Annotated in this window: 19 protein-coding genes; 12 read left to right on the top strand and 7 right to left on the bottom strand. The window is 67.5% G+C overall.

Translation table 11 applies throughout. The features are described 5' to 3' along the window. From VFW04_09500 to VFW04_09490, 3 genes are read left to right on the top strand one after another with little or no spacing between them, the layout of a single operon-like run. Entirely contained in the window at positions 1-1,050 is a 1,050-nt protein-coding gene (locus VFW04_09500) for a lysylphosphatidylglycerol synthase transmembrane domain-containing protein (protein HEX5179553.1), read from the top strand. Continuing rightward, the gene (locus tag VFW04_09495; GenBank protein ID HEX5179552.1) at positions 1,047-1,988 is read left to right on the top strand and encodes an alpha/beta hydrolase; all 942 of its coding nucleotides are present in this window, start codon (positions 1,047-1,049) and stop codon (positions 1,986-1,988) included. The genes VFW04_09500 and VFW04_09495 overlap by 4 nt, the downstream gene beginning before the upstream one ends. A gap of 50 nt (positions 1,989-2,038) precedes the next feature. Next, the gene (locus VFW04_09490) at positions 2,039-2,302 is read left to right on the top strand and encodes a hypothetical protein (GenBank protein HEX5179551.1); all 264 of its coding nucleotides are present in this window, start codon (positions 2,039-2,041) and stop codon (positions 2,300-2,302) included. 2 nt (positions 2,303-2,304) lie between these two features. Here the strand turns inward: VFW04_09490 and VFW04_09485 are convergent, their stop codons facing one another. Beyond that, on the bottom strand, positions 2,305-5,406 hold the full coding sequence (locus VFW04_09485) for an AAA family ATPase (GenBank protein HEX5179550.1): 3,102 nt from the start codon (positions 5,404-5,406) through the stop codon (positions 2,305-2,307). A 263-nt stretch (positions 5,407-5,669) separates the two neighbouring features. On the opposite strand from VFW04_09485, the gene VFW04_09480 reads away from it, so the two are divergent. The 7 genes from VFW04_09480 to VFW04_09450 all read left to right on the top strand — a co-directional run bounded on the left by VFW04_09480 (position 5,670) and on the right by VFW04_09450 (position 12,933). Further along, positions 5,670-7,247 carry a hypothetical protein gene (locus tag VFW04_09480; protein HEX5179549.1) on the top strand — a complete coding sequence of 526 codons (1,578 nt, stop codon included), beginning with the start codon at positions 5,670-5,672 and terminating at the stop codon, positions 7,245-7,247. Next, positions 7,244-7,639 carry a hypothetical protein gene (locus tag VFW04_09475; GenBank protein ID HEX5179548.1) on the top strand — a complete coding sequence of 132 codons (396 nt, stop codon included), beginning with the start codon at positions 7,244-7,246 and terminating at the stop codon, positions 7,637-7,639. Before VFW04_09480 ends, VFW04_09475 begins: the two co-directional genes overlap by 4 nt. Then, positions 7,636-8,508, top strand: a complete 873-nt coding sequence (locus VFW04_09470; GenBank protein HEX5179547.1) for a hypothetical protein — start codon at positions 7,636-7,638, stop codon at positions 8,506-8,508. The genes VFW04_09475 and VFW04_09470 overlap by 4 nt, the downstream gene beginning before the upstream one ends. Positions 8,509-8,626: 118 nt before the next feature. Continuing rightward, entirely contained in the window at positions 8,627-8,764 is a 138-nt protein-coding gene (locus VFW04_09465) for a hypothetical protein (GenBank protein ID HEX5179546.1), read from the top strand. A 233-nt stretch (positions 8,765-8,997) separates the two neighbouring features. After that, a complete protein-coding gene (locus VFW04_09460) occupies positions 8,998-9,591 on the top strand; it encodes an ECF-type sigma factor (protein HEX5179545.1) in 594 nt (197 codons plus the stop codon). Positions 9,592-9,612: 21 nt separating this feature from the next. After that, complete coding sequence (locus VFW04_09455) at positions 9,613-12,285, top strand: serine/threonine-protein kinase (GenBank protein HEX5179544.1); 2,673 nt, start codon at positions 9,613-9,615, stop codon at positions 12,283-12,285. Between the two features lie 384 nt (positions 12,286-12,669). Continuing rightward, on the top strand, positions 12,670-12,933 hold the full coding sequence (locus VFW04_09450; protein HEX5179543.1) for a ferredoxin family protein: 264 nt from the start codon (positions 12,670-12,672) through the stop codon (positions 12,931-12,933). 62 nt (positions 12,934-12,995) lie between these two features. Here VFW04_09450 and VFW04_09445 read toward each other — a convergent pair whose 3' ends face one another. The 3 genes from VFW04_09445 to VFW04_09435 are packed head-to-tail and all read right to left on the bottom strand — an operon-like array spanning position 12,996 to position 15,182. After that, positions 12,996-13,214 carry a PLDc N-terminal domain-containing protein gene (locus tag VFW04_09445; protein HEX5179542.1) on the bottom strand — a complete coding sequence of 73 codons (219 nt, stop codon included), beginning with the start codon at positions 13,212-13,214 and terminating at the stop codon, positions 12,996-12,998. 29 nt (positions 13,215-13,243) lie between these two features. Then, positions 13,244-14,056 carry an alpha/beta fold hydrolase gene (locus VFW04_09440; protein HEX5179541.1) on the bottom strand — a complete coding sequence of 271 codons (813 nt, stop codon included), beginning with the start codon at positions 14,054-14,056 and terminating at the stop codon, positions 13,244-13,246. A gap of 16 nt (positions 14,057-14,072) precedes the next feature. Next, positions 14,073-15,182: a pyridoxal-phosphate dependent enzyme gene (locus VFW04_09435; protein ID HEX5179540.1), complete on the bottom strand. Its 1,110-nt coding sequence runs from the start codon at positions 15,180-15,182 to the stop codon at positions 14,073-14,075. Here VFW04_09435 and VFW04_09430 point away from each other — a divergent pair. Then, complete coding sequence (locus VFW04_09430; GenBank protein HEX5179539.1) at positions 15,181-15,369, top strand: hypothetical protein; 189 nt, start codon at positions 15,181-15,183, stop codon at positions 15,367-15,369. The genes VFW04_09435 and VFW04_09430 overlap by 2 nt on opposite strands. Positions 15,370-15,390: 21 nt before the next feature. On the opposite strand, the gene VFW04_09425 is transcribed toward VFW04_09430, so the two are convergent. Then, a complete protein-coding gene (locus VFW04_09425) occupies positions 15,391-16,596 on the bottom strand; it encodes an AI-2E family transporter (protein ID HEX5179538.1) in 1,206 nt (401 codons plus the stop codon). A gap of 104 nt (positions 16,597-16,700) precedes the next feature. Between VFW04_09425 and VFW04_09420 the strand changes: the two genes are divergently transcribed. Then, positions 16,701-17,945, top strand: a complete 1,245-nt coding sequence (locus tag VFW04_09420; protein HEX5179537.1) for a ribonuclease D — start codon at positions 16,701-16,703, stop codon at positions 17,943-17,945. A 26-nt stretch (positions 17,946-17,971) separates the two neighbouring features. On the opposite strand, the gene VFW04_09415 is transcribed toward VFW04_09420, so the two are convergent. Together VFW04_09415 and VFW04_09410 are read right to left on the bottom strand one after the other, a co-directional pair. Then, positions 17,972-18,325 (bottom strand): metal-sulfur cluster assembly factor, encoded by a 354-nt coding sequence (locus VFW04_09415; protein HEX5179536.1) that lies wholly within the window; start codon positions 18,323-18,325, stop codon positions 17,972-17,974. Between the two features lie 60 nt (positions 18,326-18,385). Continuing rightward, entirely contained in the window at positions 18,386-19,738 is a 1,353-nt protein-coding gene (locus tag VFW04_09410) for a serine hydrolase (protein HEX5179535.1), read from the bottom strand. Positions 19,739-20,161 lie beyond the last annotated feature (423 nt).

Here is a 20,161-nt window from a genome sequence, read left to right as displayed (position 1 = left end):
ATGAGATCGGCTCTCGCGCGATACCGCCGCCCGCTGGCGATTGTTGCCGCGGCTGGGCTGCTCGGCCTGGCCGTCGGCTGGTACGTTCGTCACGTGAATTGGCGCGCCACGCTGGCTGTGATTCGGCATGCCTCGCTGCTCGCCCTTGGCCTTGCCACGGCATTCCACTTGATGTCGCTCCTCTCCAAGGCCGGTGCGTGGTTTGTCTGTCTGCGCGCGCTCGGAGCAGGGCGGTATCGCATCGTGGCGCGGGCGACGTTCGTCGGCGCGACGCTGAACGGTCTGTTCATGGGCAGCGTCGGCGAGGCGGGCCGCGTGATGATCATGACGCGCGCCACCGGATTGCGCACGTATGCGGTGCTCACGACCGTTGCGCTCGAGCGGCTGTTGAATACGGCCGGATTCGTTGCGGTGCTGTGCGTTGCGTTAGTCATCACGCCGCTGCGTGTCGCGGCAGGGCCGGCGGCGCTCGTTGCCGCGGCACTCGTCCTCGCGGTGACGTGGCTGACACGGACGTCTCGAGGCCGGGCGCGTTCCGCGGCTGCCCGCCGCGGCGGCGGCAGGATGCAGCGGTCACTGCGTGTGTGCCGCGTCCATGCGCGGCGCATCGCCGGCATCGCGCGGCGCATCGTCACTCCGCGGCGCCTTCTGGTAGCGGTGCCGCTCACGCTGCTGGATTGGACGTGCCAGCTCGTGTCGTACCATCTCGTGGCGCGGGCGGCGCACCTGCCGCTGAGCATCACGGGAAGCCTCCTTGCGCTGCTGGCCGTGAACGTGGGCCTCGTCGCCCGCATGACGCCGGGCAACATCGGCGTCTTCGAGCTCGCCTACGCCACTGCCGCTCATTCGTTAGGCGCACCGATGGATGCGGCGTTAGGCGTGGGGGTGCTCATCCACCTGGCGCAGGATCTCCCCACCATCGTGTTGGGCGTGATCCTGGGCCGGCGGCTAGTGTTCGCGCGCGATCGCGCCTCGGTTGCCGCGCCGGCCGCTGCGTCCGTCGCCGGCCCCGCCATCTGCTCGTCGTCTCCGACAGGGATCACACCATGATGACCATACTCCTCCTCGCCATGGCCGCGGACTCCGTGTTCGCCCAACGCCACATTCCGGTGACGCCGCAGGACACGCTCACCGTCACGTGGGCGCCGCCGGCGCCAGAGCCGGCGGACGTGCAGGCCGGCCGTCCCGTTGTGCTTCTACCCGGGATCATCGGCGCGTCATTCGGCTACCGGCGCATCTTGCCGCTGCTCGCCGCCGCGGGCCACCCCACGTACGTGATCGAGCCGTTAGGCGTCGGGACCTCCTCGCATCCGGCCGGCGGCGACTACTCGCTGGATGCGCAGGCCGATCGCGTGGGCATCGTCCTCGACTCGCTGGGACTCGGCCCGGCGATCGTCGTCGGATCGAACTTCGGCGCGGCCGTTGCGCTGCGCCTCGCCTACCGGCGCCCCGAGCGCGTCGTCGCCGTGCTGCTCCTCGACGGAGGACCCGTCGATCGCTCGTACACCGAAGGCGTTTCGGCCGCGATGAAGCTCGCGCCGCTCCTCCGATTGTTTGGAGCGAGCGGCATCGTGAAAAGCAAAGTCCGCCATGCGCTCGTGGAGGCATCGGCAGATCCGTCGTGGGTCACGAGAGAGGTCGCCGACGCCTATTCCCGGCCGATCGTCGCTGATCTCGGCGCGTCGATCCGCGTCATGCAGGCCATGCAACGTGCGCGCGTCGCCCAACCGCTGCGCGACAACTTGTCGCGTATCGCGCAGCCCGTGCGCCTCTTGATCGGCGCTTCGAACCGCCATGGCGGGATCGGGTCCGACGAGGTCGCAGTTCTTGCGTCGCAGCTCGCGGATTTTCGCGTCGACAGTGTGTTCGGCTCGGGCGTGTACCTGCACGAGGAGCGTCCGCAAGCCCTGGTGGCCGCGATCTTTGCCCTCGGCGATTCAGTGCATGCGAGAGGTAAGGCAGCGCGTGTGGCCCAAGTGCCGCGGTGAAGCCCGAGCACGATGCTCTGGACTTGCCGTTGCCCAGAACCGGAGGTCCAATGATTCCCGCCCTCACGTCTTCGTACCGAGACTGGGGTTTCGTCGCGCTCGGGTTCAGCGCCGCGGCGCTCATCGAGATCGGTCTGGCGCTGCTCTCGACGCATGCAGCCACGGCGCCGGCGCTGGTGCGATTGGCCTGCGCCGCGACTGTGGGGCCGCTGGTCGTCTGGAGTTTGCTGCTTGACGCAACGATCCCTCACCGCATCGTGTTGGTGACCGGTGCGTTGGGATTCGCGATGTACGTTGGCCTGAGTTTCCGTTAGGCTTATCGCCGGCGGGGCGCGGAGCCGGCGGGCCGCGTTCTCGCCGGCTTCGGCGCGGCTGGCGAGCGCCGCCGGCGATCCAGCAGATTGCCGCGGTGCACCCACTCGGCGAGCTGTCCGCGGTTCTTGAGCTTGAGGCGCTTGTAGGCTTCGGACAACGTGGTGCTCACCGTGCGGTCGGAAATGCCGAGCAGCCGTCCGATCTCCTTGTTGGTTCTGCCGGTGGCGGCGGCGCGTGCGACCTCGATCATCCGTTCGGTGAGCGCGCCTCGTCCCGCACGCACCATGTGCGGCGCGCTCCGCTGCGACCGGGATCGTACGCCGAGCGCGCGCAGTTGTTCGCGGGCGCCGGCGAGCTCGATCGCCGCGCCTAACTTATCGAACGTCGCACAGGCGCGCTCGAGCACGCGAACCGCCGCGTCCCGATCGCCCAGTTCGACGTGCCGCCGCGCGATCTCGCGCTGCAGACGCGCGGCATCGAACACGAACGGCACGCGCTCCAGCGCGTCGGTCGCCCGCACGACGCGCTCGAGCAGCGCCGGCGTCGTGCCGCGGAGCATTCGGGCGAGCGACTCGCCGACCTCGGCCCAGACGAGACCGAGACGATGACCGATGAGCTTCGATGCCTGGCGCAACTCCCGGCTCAGACTTTCTGCCTCGTCGAATTCTCGCTTCCACAGATGCGCCTCGATGAGCGCAGGCCACAGGCGATAGATCGCCCAGATCGCCTGGCCCGACTGTTCGGCAAGCGCCAGCCCGGCGCGACTGATGCGGATGGCCTCGTCGTATTCGCCTAACGCATTGTGATACATGGCCAGGCCCATCTGCACGCGCAGCGCGCTGTTCACATCGCGTCCGGCGTCATGGCGATTGACGCCCGAGACGTCGGCCGCTTCGTCGAGGTACCGCTTTGCGCGCGGCAGGTCGCCGCGGCCGCCGTAGATCACCGCCGTCCACACCAACAGGCGCGCGAGAATGGTGTCGTTGCGGAGCGTCCGCGCGAGCGAAATGCTCTGCTCGGCGCGCGCGAGTGCGGAGGCCCAATCGCCGCACCCAGCGAGATACTCAATGGCCACTTCGGAGGTCGAGAGCCGCAAGGCCGGCGACCGCAGCTCCTCGGCGATGCGTTCCGCCTCACGGAGCCGCGTCTCGAGTTCGGGCACGTTTCCTGTCAGGCCGGCGAGCACGGCCAGCGCCCAGTGCGCCGTCCACGCGATGTCCGGCTGTCCCGATCGTTGGGCGAGCTCGAGTGTCCTCGCCGCGTGGTCGCGCGCGTCGGGCGCCGAGCACGTGACCACCGACGTCAACAGGAGGGCGCGATGCACGCGCGCCTGGAGCCCGACGTCGCCGATGCCCTCCGCGTCCGCGAGCGCGGCGAGCAGCGCGGCGCGCGCATCGGCCGGTCGACCAAGCTCCACCAGACACGCACCGAATACGATCCGGAGTTCCGCGATCAGGCCGCGCTCGCCGACCGCGATTGCTGCGCTCAAGCCTTCCTCGCTGTGGCGCAGCCCGTCCGCGGGCTTGCCCTGCCAGTAGCACGACAGGCCGCGACGCCGCTCGATCTTTGCGACGAGCGCAAGATCGCCGGCCGCGACGGCGTCCGCCCGTGCGCGCTCCCACAACGACTGCGCGGCGTCGTGATTGCCGACGCGCTGATTCGCGAGCGCGAGTCCCGCCACGAGATCGATGATCGGCGCCGGTGGGTTCGACTCCGACGGCGCGCGCCGGTCGCAATGCTCGAGCGCCGCCCCCAGATACCGCGCCGCCTCACGGTCGGCGTGCTTCTCGAGCGCAGATTGGCCCGCCAGGATCAGGTAGTGCACGGCCTTCGGCGTGAGCGTGCCGACGCTCGCGTGCACCGAATGAAACGCCAGCTCGCCCGCGTGCTCCACGGCATGCCCACCCAGCGTGCGCTCCAACGCGTCGGCGACTTGCGCGTGCAGGATGGAACGACGGCCGATCCCCAGGCCCTCGTACAACGTCGCGCGCACCATGGGATGTGTGAAGTCGTACTCGACGCGTTCACCGAAGAGCTGCCCCGAGATGACATTGCGCCGGCACAACTCGTCGAGCGCAGCGAGCAGCGAGGCGCTGTCCATTCCTGTGGCGGCGCACAGGACGTCTGCGGTAAGGCGAGTCCCGATGACCGCGGCGCAATCGGCCACCCGGCGCGCGTCCGGACCTAGGAGACCCAGACGCATTTCGAGCGCATCGCGGATGCTGCGCGGAAGCTTCAATCCTTCGAGATCCCAACCGACCCAGGTACCGTCGCGATACGTTAGGCGGCCGGTCGCGACGAGCGAGTTGAGCGTCTGCTCCAGAAAGAATGGATTGCCGCGCGTCCACCCGAATAACAGCGCCACCGCATCCTTGGGGACGGCGCCGTCGCCGAACACGTGACGGAGGAGCTCTTCGACCTCGCCGCGCTCGAGCGGCGCGACTTGCCGGCTGGCCGCGACTCCCATGTCGATCAACGAGCGCATCGTCGCGCTCAGTGAGACTTGCGACTCTGCGTCCGAGTCGTTCACGGTTGCGACGATCGCGAAGCGTGCCTGACGCACCTGGCGCGCTATGAAGTGCAGCAACTCGAGCGACGAGGGATCGGCCCACTGGAGATTCTCCAGCACGAGCAGCAGCGGCGTGCGCGCGCTCAGTCCCGTGAGCAGTTGGGCAACCGTCCACAGGACGCGTCCCTTGAACTCTGGAGAGCTGACCTGTCGATCGTCGGGCGCTTCCGGCCCAACGAGCGCCGGGAACACGTGGGCGAGGTGCGACGTCGCTCCACGGGACAGCAGCGTGACCGTGGTGGCGGCGAGATCTCTCAGCACCGGCACCATCGCATCCGCGAACAGTGCGTACGGCACGCCGGTTTCCACCGGGTATGCGCTCCCGCTCGCGACCGTCCAGCTGTCGGCGGCAGCGTGACGCATGGCGAGCTGCGCAAGACGCGTCTTCCCAACGCCGGATTCGCCACGCAGCAGGAGGGCGTTGCCCGATCCGGCAGCTGCGTAATCCAACGTCCGCTGGATGAGCTCCAGCTCGGCCTCTCGCCCAACGAGAGGCCAGACAGACGGCAGGTGCTCGAGCGATGACAATTTCAACCTCGACCAGCGCCGGCGCGTCGATGCGCCGAGAGTGCCGGGGATCACTCATACATGTGCCCGCTGGGACGAGAGGTCAAGCCCCGACGCACGCGACGCGACAGCGAAGCGCCTCCGCTCAGCCATCCCGCGGTGCCCCGCGGCGCTCGTGCTCGCACCGTCATCGGTGGCTGCGGCCTACGTCATTCGACGTATGGAGCCGCACGACAGAGACCGCGACCTTTCGCACCATACGCGCCCAACGGCGCATCTCAGGAGGGCCAATGCGCATCCGGATGTTCCTCATGTGGCGTGCCGCGCTCGCGATCGCGATCATCGCCGCGGCATCGGCGTGCATCTTCCGCGGCGTGAGAGTCGCTCCCGTCGCACACTCGAGCGGGACGACGGTGCAGAGCCCAGTCAAGCTCCACCTGCAGGACGGCGCGACCGTCGTCTTCGCTCACGGGATTCGCATCGACGGCGACACCGTCTACGGTGCGGGCCGCCGCTACGGCCTAACGGAGTCGCTGGCTTCCGGCGGCAGCGACGTCGCCGCGATCCCGCTCGACAGCGTCGCGGCGATGGAGAGCTACACCGACTACGTCGAGGGCGCGAAGACAGCGGTCGTGACGACCCTCGCCGTTGTCGGTACCGTGGCCGCATCGGGCGCGCTGCTCAAGGCAATCTTCGGCTCATGCCCAACGATTTACTCGGACAGCGCGGGGGTACCCGCGCTCGAGGCCGAGGGGTTCTCGTACAGCATCTCGCCGCTCGTCGAGCGGCGTGATGTCCACCGCCTGCGTGCGCAGCCCGATCGCGCCGGCACGTTGTCTCTCGATGTTCGCAACGAAGCGCTCGAAACGCACTACATCAACCAGCTCGAGCTCCTGGGCGTGACGCACGCGAAGGACGAATTCGTCCTGCCCGATGCCGAGGAACGCCCCCTCGCCGTCGCCGGGATCGTCCCGCTGGCGCGCGCCGTCGATCGTGCCGGCAACGACGTGCGCAACGTGCTGGCCGACGACGATTCGTTCGTCTTTGAGTCGGATCCGAAAACGATCGGCGCAGTCACGGCGACGGACTTCGATGACTGGATCGACCTGGCCGTTCCTCTTCCGCCCGGGAGGGACAGCGTCGCCCTCCTGTTCCATCTTCGCAACAGCCTCCTGAATACCGTGCTGCTGTACGACGAGATGCTGCGGCCGCAAGGCGCGCGCGCGGTGGATTTCGAGGGACGCGACCTCAATACGATCGCCGACATGGTGGCGCTCGGCCGGTGGTATGGATCCCGGATGGGGCTGCACGTATCAGTTAGGCGGGGAGGCGAATGGCAAGAAGTCGTCGATGTTCCCGATGCAGGGCCGATCGCCTGGCGCGACGTCGCCGCCGTGATTCCCGCACCCACGGGCGATACCCTGCGCGTGCGCCTGTCCTTCGTGGCCGATGCGTGGCGCGTCGGCAAGGTGAGCGTCGCGACGCGATTCCGGCATCCCGTGCCGCAGCGATTTGCGCCATCGATGCTCGTCGCGGCGAACACGCCGGCGGATACGGACGCACTGCGGAGCATTGCCGAAACGGATACGCGGTATCTGGAAACGACGCCGGGCCAACAGTTCACGATCCGCTTCGGAACCGGCGTCGCGCCCCGCGACTCCGTCCGCACGTTTCTCCTGGCAACGGACGGCTACTACACGGAGTGGATACGCGGCGCCTGGGTTAGGCAGGCGGCCGGCGCCGCGCCGCACCCGTTCATCGCGTCCGATTCGACGCTCGCCGAAACCGTACGACACTGGTCGAGCGTTGCGCCGGCGTTCGAGTCGGCGTTCAATCGCACCCGGATTCCCGTGAGGCACCTGCCATGAGACGCACAGTCATCATTGCGCTGAGCGCTCTCGCGCTTGCGTGCCACATCGGACCTCGGACCGACGACATCGAGGTGGCGCATCAACCCGGCGGCGCCAGCATCACGATCACCGCGCGGTCCGGTACGGTCCTCGACGGCGAGCTGCTGGCGGAATCGGACTCCGGGCTCGTCATCCTCTGGGCGGGGCAGGTCGGCTACATCCCGTACGCACAAACATCGAAGTTCAACGCGCAGACGATCGAGGTGTCCACCGCTGCCACGCAGCCATCACCTGCGGACCGCGAGCGTCTCCGATTGATGAGCCGGTTCCCGCAAGGGCTGACACCGGATCTCGAGACGCGGCTCCTCGCGGCACTTCACCAGAAAACCGTCGTGGTGCTCGCACGATGAGATGGCTGATCGTTGTGCTCGTGGCGGCGTGTGCGCTCGCCAAGCCCGCGACCGCGCAGACCGAGCGCCTCCCGGCCGCCGTGCCTAACGATACGGCCGGCGCCCGATTTCTGTGGCGGGTCCGAACGGCCACCGCCCGCTACCGAGATCGCGAACAGGCCGTACTCGATGGCTATCGCCCCATCGGCGGCGATTTCCCGGGCATGGGCGAGCATTGGATCGACATCGGAACGCTCTTCTCGCGAACGTTCACGCCGGATCGGCCGGCCATCCTCGAGTACGCGACCATCGACGGACGCCCAACGCTGGTCGGTGTGGCCTTTGCGCTGCCGCTCTTGCCCGGAGAAATGCCGCCGGCACTGCCCGGCAACGTCGCCTGGCACTCGCACGCCGGCACCGTCGCAGATGAGAGCGACCTGCTCAGCCAGGCCATGGAATCGCACGCGTCGATGCATGGCGCACGCCTCGCCATGGTGCACGTGTGGGCGTGGCTGCCTAACCCCGGAGGCACCTTTCACGCCGAGAACTGGACGCTGCCATTCATCCGCGCCGGAGTCGCCCCTCCGCCCGTGGATCCGGGGCCCGTCGCGGGACGCGTCGTATCCCTGGTGTCGGGAGGCGATGCGTTCTACGAGGGCGTCTTCCTGAGCGTCGCGGGCGCCACCGGCTCCGACAGCGTTGCCATTCACCGCGCGCTCGGCGCGGCACGCGTCTCCGCCGCGGCGTGGGTCGCTCGCAACCGCGGCGCCGAGGCGAATCACGAGGCGTTGGAGGAATTGTCGAGAATCTGGTCCCTCATGTGGGAGACGCTCGATGCATCACTCGGCAGCGGCGCCCGCACTCGGCTGCTCCCGCTCCGGAATAGATGACGGTGAGGCGCGGCGCATGACCGGCAGATGCGCGTGCTCCCACGCTATCGCCGCGACGTACTGCGCGTGCGCGGTTTCGATCGTCGCCAGGTTGGCCGTGCACCGCCTGCGGTGGCGTATGCCCACAACGATTAGCGGAACGCCGAGCGGCACCAGCACTATTGTGACGCACGTGAACGCGGCGCCCACGATGATCAGCAGCGCGATCAATCTGTGCCTCGCGTACGGCGCCGCGAGCTCCTGTCTGGCCGCGTAGAGCACGTCAGCATCGCTCGACCCGGTTGCGTGGAGCCTCCGTGTAACGGCTTGGGCACTCGTGTCGGCCGGACCGTATGGCCGCTTGACCATGCGGGCCTCCGGGATTTGCGTGGTTCGCCCAGGATCGCTACGCTAGAGGGCCCCTGACGGCACCCGGATGCTGGCGCGTCGCACTCCGATCCGCGGGGTTGGCTCCAAATCGCTTTGCGCGAAGGTGTGGAGAATACCGTCATGCCGCGTGGTGTCACCCCCAGCCCCGTCTCCCACGGCCTCGAGAACGAGAATGTAGGCGGCCTCCTCGAGGAGCGTCGCGCGCTCGACGACCTCTTCAGCGCGACGTACGAGGAATTGCGGCGACTGGCGTCCGCCGTGCGGCGAGACGATCCTAACGCGACGTTGACGCCGACGACCCTCGTCAACGAGGCCTGGCTCAAGCTCGCCCAGTCGCCGCATCTCGCGTCCGTCCCGCGCTTGCACTTCAAGCGCATTGCCGCGCGCGCGATGCGCCAGGTGCTCATCGAAGCGGCGCGCCGGCGGAAAGCGCACAAGCGGGGCGGAGCCGCGGCGATCGTCACGTTCGACGATGCGCTCGCGGTGGCCGCGAACGGCGCCGCTGCCGCGGATGACCTGATCGCGCTCGACGACGCGCTGGACGAGCTCGCGCGCATCCATCCGCGTCAGGCCATGATGGTCGAATGCCGGTTCTTCGGCGGCCTCGACATCGCCGAGACGGGCGAACTGCTCGGCGTCTCCGAGGCGACGATTCTCCGCGACTGGCGGGCGGCGCGCGCCTGGCTGGCCCGCGAGCTGCGGCGCCCGCGCTGACGCTGCCTGACGGAGACACCGATGGACGCCGAGCGTTGGGCGCGCATTCAGGAGGTGTTCCACCGCGCGGTCGAGATGCCGGCGGCCGACCAGGACGCGTTCCTGGATGCCGAGTGCGGCGTCGACCGCTCGCTGCGCGAGGAAGTGTCGGCGCTGCTCGATGAGGACGCGCGCGGCGAGTCGCTCCTCGACCACGACGTCGCGCACGTGGCGAACGAAGTGCTGGGCCGCGGTTCGCCGCACCAGCTCCCCGACCGGTTCGGCCGCTACCGCATCACCCGTCTGTTAGGCGAAGGCGGCATGGGCGTCGTCTACCTGGCCCGCCGCGACGACCTGGGCAGCGACGCCGCGATCAAGATCCTGCGCGACGCGTGGCTCTCTCCCGCGCGCCGCGAGCGCTTTGCCAGCGAGCAGCGCACCCTGGCCCAACTCAACCACCCGCTGATCGCGCGACTCTACGACGCCGATACACTGGCCGACGGCACGCCGTGGTTCGTCATGGAGTACGTCGACGGCGTGCCGCTCACCGACTACTGCCGGCACCGCGACTCGCCGATGCCCGACCGCCTTCGCTTGTTCCGCAGCGTCTGCGAGGCGGTGCAGCACGCGCACGGCCACGCGATCATCCACCGGGATCTCAAGCCGTCCAACATCTTCGTGATGCAGGACGGCACCGTCAAACTCCTCGATTTCGGCATCGCAAAGCATCTCGATGTCGACGCAACCGAGACCGACCACACGCGCACGGGCCTCCGCTTGATGACGCCGGCTTATGCCGCGCCCGAGCAGCTTCGCGCCGGCCGCGTCGGGATCCACACCGACATCTATTCGTTGGGCGTCGTGCTCTACGAGCTCCTCACCGGGCGCCTGCCGTTCGACGTCGCGCACCGGACGCCGGCTGAGGTCGAAACGCTCATCGCCGAGCACGATCCGGTGAAGCCCTCGGCCGTCGCGCGCCGCCGCCTCGAGCACGAGGGCGCCGAGGCCCGGCTGCCCGCGGCGAGCAAGAGCCAGTGGGACGACCTCGATGTCATCTGCCTAACGGCGACGCACAAGGAGCCGGACCGGCGCTACGTGACGGTCGACGCGCTGATCCGGGACATCGACCGCTACCTGGCCGGAGAACCGCTCGAGGCGCGCCGCGACAGCGTGCGCTATCGCACCGGCAAATTCCTGCGGCGCAACTGGCGCCCCGTGTCGGTCGGCGCCGCCGTGTTCGTGGCGATCGTCGGCCTGGTCGTGTTCTACACCGTGCGGCTGACCAACGCCCGCAACATCGCGTTAGGCGAGGCGACGCGCGCCCAACGCATCCAGGGCTACATGGTCAGCCTCTTCGAGGGCGGCGACGCCGATGTCGCCCCCGCGGACAGCCTCAAAGTCGTCACGATGGTCGACCGCGGCCTCAAGGAAGCCCGCGCCCTCGACGCCGTACCCGAGTCGCAAGCCGAACTCTATGAAACGCTCGGCAGCATCTATCAACAGCTCGGCAACTATGATCGAGCCGACACCCTCCTCCGCGCGTCGCTCGCCGAGCGACGCGCTTTGTTCCAGAGCGACAACCCCGACATTGCCAACAGCCTCCTCGCACTCGGCTTGCTCTTCGACGCCCGCGCCCAATACGACTCCGCCGAGATCCTGATCCGTCAAGCGCTCGCCATGCAGCAACGCGCCCTCCCGCATGGGGATCCCGCCATCGCCAAAACCACGTCGGCACTCGGCCGCTTGTTCGAAGACCAGGGCCGGTATCCCGACGCCATCGCGACGCTCGACCAGGCCGTGGCATTGCTGTCTGCCCGCGGATCGCAGCCGTCGGATCTCGATGCGGCGATCACCGAGCTCGCGAACGCGCACTTCTATGCGGGCCACTATGCAATTTCCGACTCCCTCAACCAGCGAGCGCTGTTGATGGATCGGAGCTTGTACGGACCGCGCCATCCGAACGTCGCCGATGACCTCATCAACCTCGGCGCCATTCAATACGAGTACGGACACTACTTCGCGGCTGAGCGCTACTATCGCGACGCCCTCGCCATCATTCGCGCGTGGTATGGCGAGAACAATCCGGAAACCGCGTCGGCGCTCACGATGCTCGGGCGCACGCTGATCGACGAAAACAAATACGACGAGGCGGCGCAGCTTCTTACGGAAGCGCTCGATGTCCAACAACGCACCTATGGTCCAGTGCATCCGCGAGTGGCGTCCGCGCTCAACGAGCTCGGGAAGGTCGCGCAGAAGCGCGGACATCTTGACGAAGCGGCAAACGATTTTCGTCGGATGGCGGACATCTACCGCCAGATCTATCACGACAAGCACTACCTCATCGGCATCGCGCTGTCGAACCTGGCGAACGTGTACTCGCAGAAAAAGCAGTATGCAGTCGCGGACTCGCTGTTCCGCGATGTCCTGCGCCGCTATGCCGCAGTCCTCGCGCCCAACCATCAACTGGTTGGCATCGCGCACATTCGCCTCGGGCACACGCTGCTGCTGGAGCGCCGATACGTAGACGCGGAACCAGAGCTCAGAACGGGCTACGGCATCCTCAAGGCGCAGTCGAGTCCTCCAGCCACCTGGCTCGGCATGGCGCGCACGGACCTGGTGGCAGTGTACGACACACTCAAGCAGCCTGAGAAAGCGATGCCGCTTCGGTCCGAGTTGGCCCAGGCGAAAAAAGTCTCCGACTCGGCGCGTCCGTGAGCCGCGGTGGCGGGGCTTCCCCGCTTTGATGATACGGATTGAACGGGTGGCAGCACAGACAGGGTCACGGATCGCTCGGCTGCTTGGCGCCGGGTAGCCTGGTGGCATGTCCTGCTGTCCTGTTGTTTTTCAACAAATAACGGATCGATGCCCACCACGCTTGATGGAGCCGGCGCCGAGCAGCCGAGCGATCCGTGCGGTTTCGTGCTGTCATCCGTTCAATCCGTATCTCCAGAGCGAGGAAGCCTTCCACCTCGCGTCTATCCGGCACTCGCCTCGCGTGGGCGCTCCCGAAACGAACCGGTACCTCCAATACTCCCGCCGCCCCGGATTCTCATTAGTTTTGGTGTGTTCCCCGTCGGTCGCGCACTCTCGAGGCGAGCAATGCCCTACGTTATTACCGAGACCTGCATTGGCGTAAAGGACAAGGCCTGTGTGGACGTATGTCCGGTGGACTGCATCTACGAAGGCCCGGACCAGCTCTTCATCCATCCTGACGAGTGCATCGATTGCGGCGCATGCGAACCGGAGTGTCCCGTCACCGCGATCTTCCCGGAAGAAGACGTGCCCGCGAATCAGAAGCAGTTCGTGCAGATCAACCGGGATGTGTTCAAGGGCGACTCACCGCCCACGCGTCCGACCCGCTGAGGCCCGCCGGGCGCCGCAGGCGAGGGACGTCACGATAGCGTGACGTCCCTCGCGCGCTTCGCCTAACGATTGGCGCGCGTTCGCCGCGGCTCGCGGCCCGCCACCGCCCACAGAATCGGACCGATGATCGGCAGGACTACCGCGACCACGGTCCACACGATCTTTGCGCTCCGCGAGTGTCCGCGGGCGTGCCAGATCGAGATCAGCGCCAATAGCAGCAGCACTGCCGCGACCAAGACGATCCACGCCAGCCGCGTCATGTCCCATCCCACGATGGGCATCCGCCAACTCGAATCCGCGGCTCGTCCCATCAGGGCGCCCGCGCCGGATCAAACATCGCAGCCGCCCACTCACTCACGACGGCATTGAACGCGGCGGGGCGCTCGAGGTTGCTCACGTGTCCCGCGCCGCGAATCACATCCATGCGGCTTTCCGCGATCATCGCACGCATTCGTTGGGCTTCAGCCGGCGGCGAAATCGTATCCTCATCGCCAACGAGGATGAGCGTCGGCACCGAGATCGTGGCCAGCGTGTCGATGGAATCCGGACGCGCAATCATGGCGTCGAGTGCGCCGGCGAGACCGTCCTCGTTCGCGCGGCGCACAGTGGCGAGCAGCATCGACTCCAACTCCGGATGACGCTCACGCGTCGTCGCGCCCAACTGGTTGGCGATCAAAGTTGCAGCCGCTGCCTCCACGCCGGCGGTGCGCAACTGCGCGATGGACTGACGGCGTCGCTCGATCGCGGCCTCGGTGTCGGCGCCGGCGCGCGTGTCGGCGAGCACGAACCCATGCACGCGGTCCGCGTGGCGTCGCCACAGCGCGAAGGCAATGTACCCGCCCATCGATAATCCGGCGACCACCGCCCTGCGGACGCCGATCGCATCGAGCAGCGCGGCCAGGTCATCTGCGTATTGGTCCATCGAGTAGGGCGGGGCGGCGCTGCTCTCACCGAACCCGCGCACATCTACTGTTACGCACTGATAGCTGGCCGACAACGCGCGCATCTGCGGCGCCCACGTCGTGCGATCGTGCGGAAATCCGTGCACGAGCAGCAACGTGGGAAGGTGCGAGGCGCCCGCGATGTCGTACGCGAGATCCACATCGGCGAGTCGGCACTTCATGCAACCGGCCCTCCTCTCATGGCAGCGAGTGCGCGGCGTGCTCGCTCACGCATCGGGCATCGAACGTGAGCCAGTACAGGGTTGGCGCGTTGGTCTTTTGTGCGAGATCCACGGCTGCCGCGAATGCTTTCGCACCATACGTCTCGTCGAGAACGACGCCGGTGAGGCGCTCGAACCGTTCGCGCACCTCTCGTGCCGCGCCCAACGGCCGCCCGTACGCGCCGCCGTAGTAGTCGTGGAGCACACGGATGCCGCGACGCGGGACGCGTGGCACGCGGTTGCCGCTCACGCGCTCGATGAGGCGGGCACAGCGGCCGGCAAGGCGGCGGACGCGCCAACGGTTAGCCATGATGCGCGGCACCACTCGGACGGCGGCGACCTGCGCGTCGAGTTCCGCGATCGCGAAGCCGAGTGCGAGCCCGGCGGCGGTGCCGCCGGTGCCTAACGGAAGGACGACATAGGCCGGCGCCGGCATCTCGCCTCGCGCCACCTGCGCCGCGAGCTCGAGCCCCGCGTTCACCGCGCCCAACATCCCGATGGGCGATGCACCGCCGGGCGGGATCCACCATGTCTTCGTCCGCCCATTGCGCCGCGACAAGAGCCACCCCTGCGCCACCGCGCGCACCGGCCCGCGCGCGCGGCGCACGTCGTCGGCCACGTCGCGCGTACGACGCTCGACCCGGCGTGCCGTCTCGTTCATTTCATGCGGCCATCGCACTGCGACCACACGCGCGCCGAGCCGGTGCGCCAGCGCGCTCGTCGCCAGAACGTGCGTCGATCCATCGCCGCCAAGCGCGAGCACCGTGTCGCCGGGCCGCACACCGGCCAGCAGAAACTCGAGCGCGCGAAGCTTATTCCCGGCCGTGCACCCCGACGTCCCACCGGAGTTGCGCGCAGCATTCGCATCGTCGCGCTTCACCCACAGCGGCCGGCCTGACACCTCCACCTGCTGGACGCGCGACGGGAACGCGCCGAACCGTGCGCGGCCGAATCTGGCCAGCGAGGGAAAGCGGATCAGCAGCTCCGGCGTGTCACCGGCGTTCTCGTCCCGCGTGCTCGACAGATCTCGAGCGCATGGCGGACCTGCGGTGCCATGGGTATCGTTGCGGCGGGAGGAATCCAGCATGAAATATCCGGTAGACTATCTGCGCTACGCCGCGCGCGAAGTACGGAAAGTCGAAAGCCGCATGCGTGTGGGCGAAGACGCGCCGCTGTCGAAGGATGAGATGGCCGATCTGCTCAAGACCATCTGGAAAGCGCTGGACGAAGTGGGCGACGCCCTCGAGGGACTGCAGCGGTCGCGGGACTACTGATCGGCGCGCCCGCGGCGCTGCCTAACCGCTGGCCTCGAGCTGCGCCTCCGTGAGCGGTCCCTCGCGGTCGGTGTACAGGATGCGCAGCGGCACCATTACCGCGGCCAGCAGCGGCACGGCCACCATGAGTCCCAGGAACCCGAACAGCATCGCCATCACCGCCTGCGCCAGGATGGTCAGCACCGGCGGGAGATCGATGCCGCCCTTCATCAACATCGGAATGAGGATCTGCCCCTCGGTCTGCTGAATCGCGATGTACGCGATGGTCACCGACAACGCCTTCTCCGGCGAGTCGAGGAATCCCATCGCGATCGCGGGAATCGCACTGAGCAGCGGACCGATCGTGGGCACGAACTCGAGCAAGCCGGCCAGCAGGCCTAACGCAAACGGCGCCTTCACCCGGAGAATCAGCAGCACGATCGTACTCACCACGCCGATCACCAGCATCGCGATCAGCTGCGTCACCAGCCATTTGCGGAGCTTCACCGCCATCTCGCTGAGCACCCGCGATGCCACGTCACGCGATTCCGGCGGTACCAGTACGAGGAATCCTCGTCGGTACAAGCTCGGGTCGACGGCGACGTAGATGGCGAGGAACAGCATCACCACCGCGCCGGCGAGCGCCGCGAGCGTCGAGGTGAGGAACGGGAACAGGTAGCGGGTGGCGCTCTGCAACTGCCGTCCGATACCCTGGACTAACGGACTCGGCGTCCCCGGGCCCACCGTGTCGCGCTGCGTCGCCTCGGCCGCCCCGCGCCCGACCGGCGCGAGCGGCCCGCCTAACTGACCTCGCGGCACCACCGCACGGCCCGTGTCCGCCGCCGGGCCGGAGCCCATCGCTGCCCGCATCAGGCCGCCCCGCTGCGCCAGCCATCCCTCGACGCGCGCCTGCGCCTCGGGCAGACGCGACTTGAGCACGGCCAGCTGATCGCTCACCGTCGGCGCGATCAGCGCGCCCGCGCCATAGAGAACCGCGAAAAAGGCCAGCACGATCGTCGCCGCGCCGAGGGCCCGCGGCACGCGCACCCGCGCCAATTGATCCACACCCGCCGAGATCGCCAGCCCGAACAACACACCCAGAAACGCCACCAGCACAAGCGCGTTCGCGAACCACAACAACCGCAGCGTGAAGTACAAACCGAACACGATGGCCGCGGCGCGCAACACATCGCGCGACTTCCAGGCGTTCCCGCGCGGCGGGAACCCGTGTGATACTGCGTCGGACATGGACACCGTCGCAGAGAGAGTGTCGATACCGCTACGAGTGGACTCCAAACTAGCAGTCCGCTTCCTTTCGCGCGTCCCGGACGAGAGAATTCACGAACACCCGGGTGCGACCGCGCGCCAGCCCGGGGACTGCCACCGCCTGGCCTGCTACACGAGGTACGCTCCGAGTGCCGTCGCATTCTTCACCGCCGTCCCACCCTCGACCGGCCACGCGCGCGTCCGGGACCTCCACACGGTACATCGATAGCCCGGCTGACGCCGAGCGCTTTCTCGCCTCGATCGGCGAACCCGACCGCGTGGCCGTCGACACCGAGGGCGCCAGTTTCCACCGATTCGTCGACCGAATCTACCTCCTCCAAATAAGCACGGAATCCGTGAACGCCATTCTCGATCCGCTGACGATCGGGAAACCGCGCGCGCTTGGCGAGCTGCTGGAGAGCACGCGCTCGGAAACCGTCTTTCACGACGCCGATTACGACCTTCGCCTGTTGTTCCAGGACTACGGCTGGCACTCCCGCCGTCTGTTCGACACGCGCATTGCCGCGCAGTTGCTCGGAATCCGCGCGTTCGGACTCGCCGCGCTGCTCGAGCAATTCCTCGGCATCAAGCTCGACAAGAAGCATCAGCGCGCCGATTGGTCGATGCGGCCGCTGCCCCAGGACATGCTCGACTACGCCACTCAGGATACGATGCATCTCCTGCCGCTCCGCGACCGCCTTGCCGAAGCGTTGGAACGCGCACGACGAACCGCGTGGGCTCGCGAAGAGTTCGATCGACTCGAGGGCACCAGGTGGGAGCACGATGCCTCGGCCGACGCCTATCAGCGGATCAAGGGTGCGCGAGACTTGAGTCGTCGCGAGCTTGCCGTGCTGCGAGAGCTGGTTGCCTGGCGCGATGGCGTGGCACGCGAGTTGGATCGCGCGACGTTTCGCGTGGCCGGAAACGAGACGCTGCTGGAGTTGTCTCGCGCCACGCCGCGCACGGTCGATGCGTTGCGCGAGATTCGCGGCATGCCGCGCGGCGTGATCGAGCGCCGCGGCGCCGAGGTACTCGATGCGATCGGGCGCGGAGTCGCCGTTCCCGACGAGGACCTGCCGAGGTTTCCGCGGGCGCCACGCTGGGAGCGCGACCCGGATTTCGACGCGCGCGTCAACCGCTTGCGCAGCGTCCGCGAGCTCGCCGCCCAACGGCTCGACCTCGATCCCGGCTTCCTGATTTCACGCGAGCGCCTGGAAACGATCGCCCGCAAGCGTCCCACATCGCTCGAGGAGCTGGCGCAGGCGGACGACCTGCGCCAGTGGCAGATCGAGGTGATGGGGAAGGACCTGCTGCGCGCGCTCGACGGCTGATGCCTAACCGTTAGGCACGGACGCCGTCAGAAGCCCAGGTAGGCTTTGATCCGCGGCTCCATCCGATCCGGACTCCACATCGGATCCCACACCAGATTCATCACCACATCCTCGACCCCCGGCAGCGATCGAATCTGCTGTTCGGCGGTCGTCAGGATCTCGGCGCCCGAGGGACATCCCGGCGAGGTGAGGGTCACGTCCACCGTCACGAGTCCGCCGTCGACTGCGACGGCGTACACCAAACCCAGATCGACGATGTTCAGATTGAGCTCGGGGTCTTTGACGCGCCGGAGCGTCGCTTTCACGACATCTTCGGTCAGCGCCGTGGCGGGCGCGCCCGGTGCGTCGGGGGGTTGTGCTTGGGGTGCGTCGTCGTTCATGTCGGCTCCGGGAGACTGCATACCGCAACTTCACCGGCGCCGAGACGGCGGGCAAGACTACTACTTCTTTGTCGTGTGGCTCTTTTTGGGCGTGGCGACCGCTTTCCTGCTGTGCGACGCCGCCACCGTGTGGTGCTTGGTGATTCGCACGGTCGACTTGGTACCGCGGTGCCGCACGCGGCGATGATGGCGATGCTCCACGTGGTTCCACCCTTTCGCCTTGTCGGCGCGGAATGAGACGGGCATCGCGATCAACTGATCCGGGTCGTCGGTCACCGCGACGGCCGCGGCGTCCGAGAGATCGGCGCGAATGTCGGCGATCACCTTCTCGGGCCGCCGCGCGCGCGGCTCGTGCACACGATTGGTGAGCAGGATGACGAACATGTCTCGATCGGGATCGATCCAGAGCGACGTGCCGGTATACCCGACGTGGCCGAACGCTTCGTCGCTCAGGAAGCGGCCCGAGCCCCACTGGCCGTCGGCCATCGCCCACCCGAGCGCGCGGCTGCCGGCCGCGCGGTGCGTGAAGAGCCGGATGGTCGAGTCGGCCACGATGCGCGTGCCGTTGAACTCGCCGCCGTTCAGGATCATCTGCGCGAAGATGGACAGGTCCGCCGCCGTGCTGAAGAGTCCGGCGTGTCCGGCCACGCCGCCTAACGCGTACGCGTTTTCGTCGTGGACTTCGCCCTTGAGCGGGTAGCCGCGGGGCGGCGTGTCTTCGGTGGGCGCCGCGCGATACTTGACGGAGTCGGCGGGCCGGTAGAAGGTGTTCATCATGCCTAACGGATGGAACACCCACATCTCGAGGAACTCGTCCAGCGGCTGGCCGCTCAGCTTCTCGACCAGGAACCCGAGCGTCATCGCGCCCAGGTCGGAGTACACGTATTGTGAGCCGGGCTTGTAGTCGAGCGGCGTGCTGAGCACGATGTGGCGGGCTTCTTCGGGCGTCGAGGCGAGGCGCCACAGCTCGCGATCCGCCGGGAGGCCGGACCGATGCTCGAGCAGCTCTCGAATCGTCACGCTGTCCTTCTCGCCGCCGCCAAACTCGGGTAGATACTTGACGACCGGGTCATCGAGCTTGAAGAGACCCTTGTCGTACAAAATCATGATGGCGGTGGTCGTGCCGACGACTTTGGTGAGCGAGGCGAGATCGTACAACGTTTCGGAGGGCGAGACCCGGGGGCTGGACGACTTCCAATCGATGCGGCCGAAGCCTTTCTCCCAAACGACCGCGCCCTTGCGCCCCACGACGACGGCCGCGCCGGGGAACCCGCCGGCGTGAATGCCGCGCTGCACCACCCGGTCGATCACGCGCAGCCGCGCAGCCGACATGCCAACGGACGCCGGTGCTTTTACCGGCAGTCCTCCATTCCCAGCAGCGATGGCAGCGGCAGCGAGCAGCGCAAGAACCACGATGAATCCCTCTTCCGAAGCGACTGCGGGAACCTCGACTCGCGGAGGCGTGTCCAAATGCCACGACTCGAAGCTTGGGGTTGTACCCCGCGCTCACGATACGGCGGCGGACGTGAATTGTCGCAAGAACAGAGCAGCAGCAGAGCGAACCGCGAATACGAACCGGAATCTGGCGGGCTGAAGTCCGGCAGGACGACCACACGACTTGAGGTCGGGCGAGCTATCCTAGTCCAATATGTGGGGTTGCATTCATTTGGCAAGACGAAAGACATCGGTGGGCGTCACCTTTTGCACGCCGGCGGACTCGAGTGTAATGGTGGTGCGACCGCTTCGGCTTGCGGTGGGGGCGCGCCAACGCTCGGTCGCTTCGACCGGAGTTTTCGCGGAGCCGGGCGGTGGCGAGCGCCGGTTCGGCAACCGAAG

It is taken from the genome of Gemmatimonadaceae bacterium, from assembly GCA_036273715.1.
In the GTDB taxonomy this organism is placed as follows: Bacteria; Gemmatimonadota; Gemmatimonadetes; order Gemmatimonadales; family Gemmatimonadaceae; genus JADGGM01.
This window is presented reverse-complemented; position numbering and strand designations above follow the sequence as displayed.

Bases quoted from the DNA above. Each gene is read 5' to 3' on its own strand.
- VFW04_09415 (HEX5179536.1), bottom strand. From the start codon at position 18,325: ATGAACGACGACGCACCCCAAGCACAACCCCCCGACGCACCGGGCGCG.
- VFW04_09470 (HEX5179547.1), top strand. From the start codon at position 7,636: ATGAGATGGCTGATCGTTGTGCTCGTGGCGGCGTGTGCGCTCGCCAAG.
- VFW04_09465 (HEX5179546.1), top strand. From the start codon at position 8,627: ATGCCCACAACGATTAGCGGAACGCCGAGCGGCACCAGCACTATTGTG.
- VFW04_09475 (HEX5179548.1), top strand. From the start codon at position 7,244: ATGAGACGCACAGTCATCATTGCGCTGAGCGCTCTCGCGCTTGCGTGC.
- VFW04_09445 (HEX5179542.1), bottom strand. From the start codon at position 13,214: ATGCCCATCGTGGGATGGGACATGACGCGGCTGGCGTGGATCGTCTTG.
- VFW04_09500 (HEX5179553.1), top strand. From the start codon at position 1: ATGAGATCGGCTCTCGCGCGATACCGCCGCCCGCTGGCGATTGTTGCC.
- VFW04_09435 (HEX5179540.1), bottom strand. From the start codon at position 15,182: ATGCTGGATTCCTCCCGCCGCAACGATACCCATGGCACCGCAGGTCCG.
- VFW04_09425 (HEX5179538.1), bottom strand. From the start codon at position 16,596: ATGTCCGACGCAGTATCACACGGGTTCCCGCCGCGCGGGAACGCCTGG.
- VFW04_09440 (HEX5179541.1), bottom strand. From the start codon at position 14,056: ATGAAGTGCCGACTCGCCGATGTGGATCTCGCGTACGACATCGCGGGC.
- VFW04_09480 (HEX5179549.1), top strand. From the start codon at position 5,670: ATGCGCATCCGGATGTTCCTCATGTGGCGTGCCGCGCTCGCGATCGCG.
- VFW04_09450 (HEX5179543.1), top strand. From the start codon at position 12,670: ATGCCCTACGTTATTACCGAGACCTGCATTGGCGTAAAGGACAAGGCC.
- VFW04_09495 (HEX5179552.1), top strand. From the start codon at position 1,047: ATGATGACCATACTCCTCCTCGCCATGGCCGCGGACTCCGTGTTCGCC.
- VFW04_09455 (HEX5179544.1), top strand. From the start codon at position 9,613: ATGGACGCCGAGCGTTGGGCGCGCATTCAGGAGGTGTTCCACCGCGCG.
- VFW04_09460 (HEX5179545.1), top strand. From the start codon at position 8,998: ATGCCGCGTGGTGTCACCCCCAGCCCCGTCTCCCACGGCCTCGAGAAC.
- VFW04_09430 (HEX5179539.1), top strand. From the start codon at position 15,181: ATGAAATATCCGGTAGACTATCTGCGCTACGCCGCGCGCGAAGTACGG.
- VFW04_09490 (HEX5179551.1), top strand. From the start codon at position 2,039: ATGATTCCCGCCCTCACGTCTTCGTACCGAGACTGGGGTTTCGTCGCG.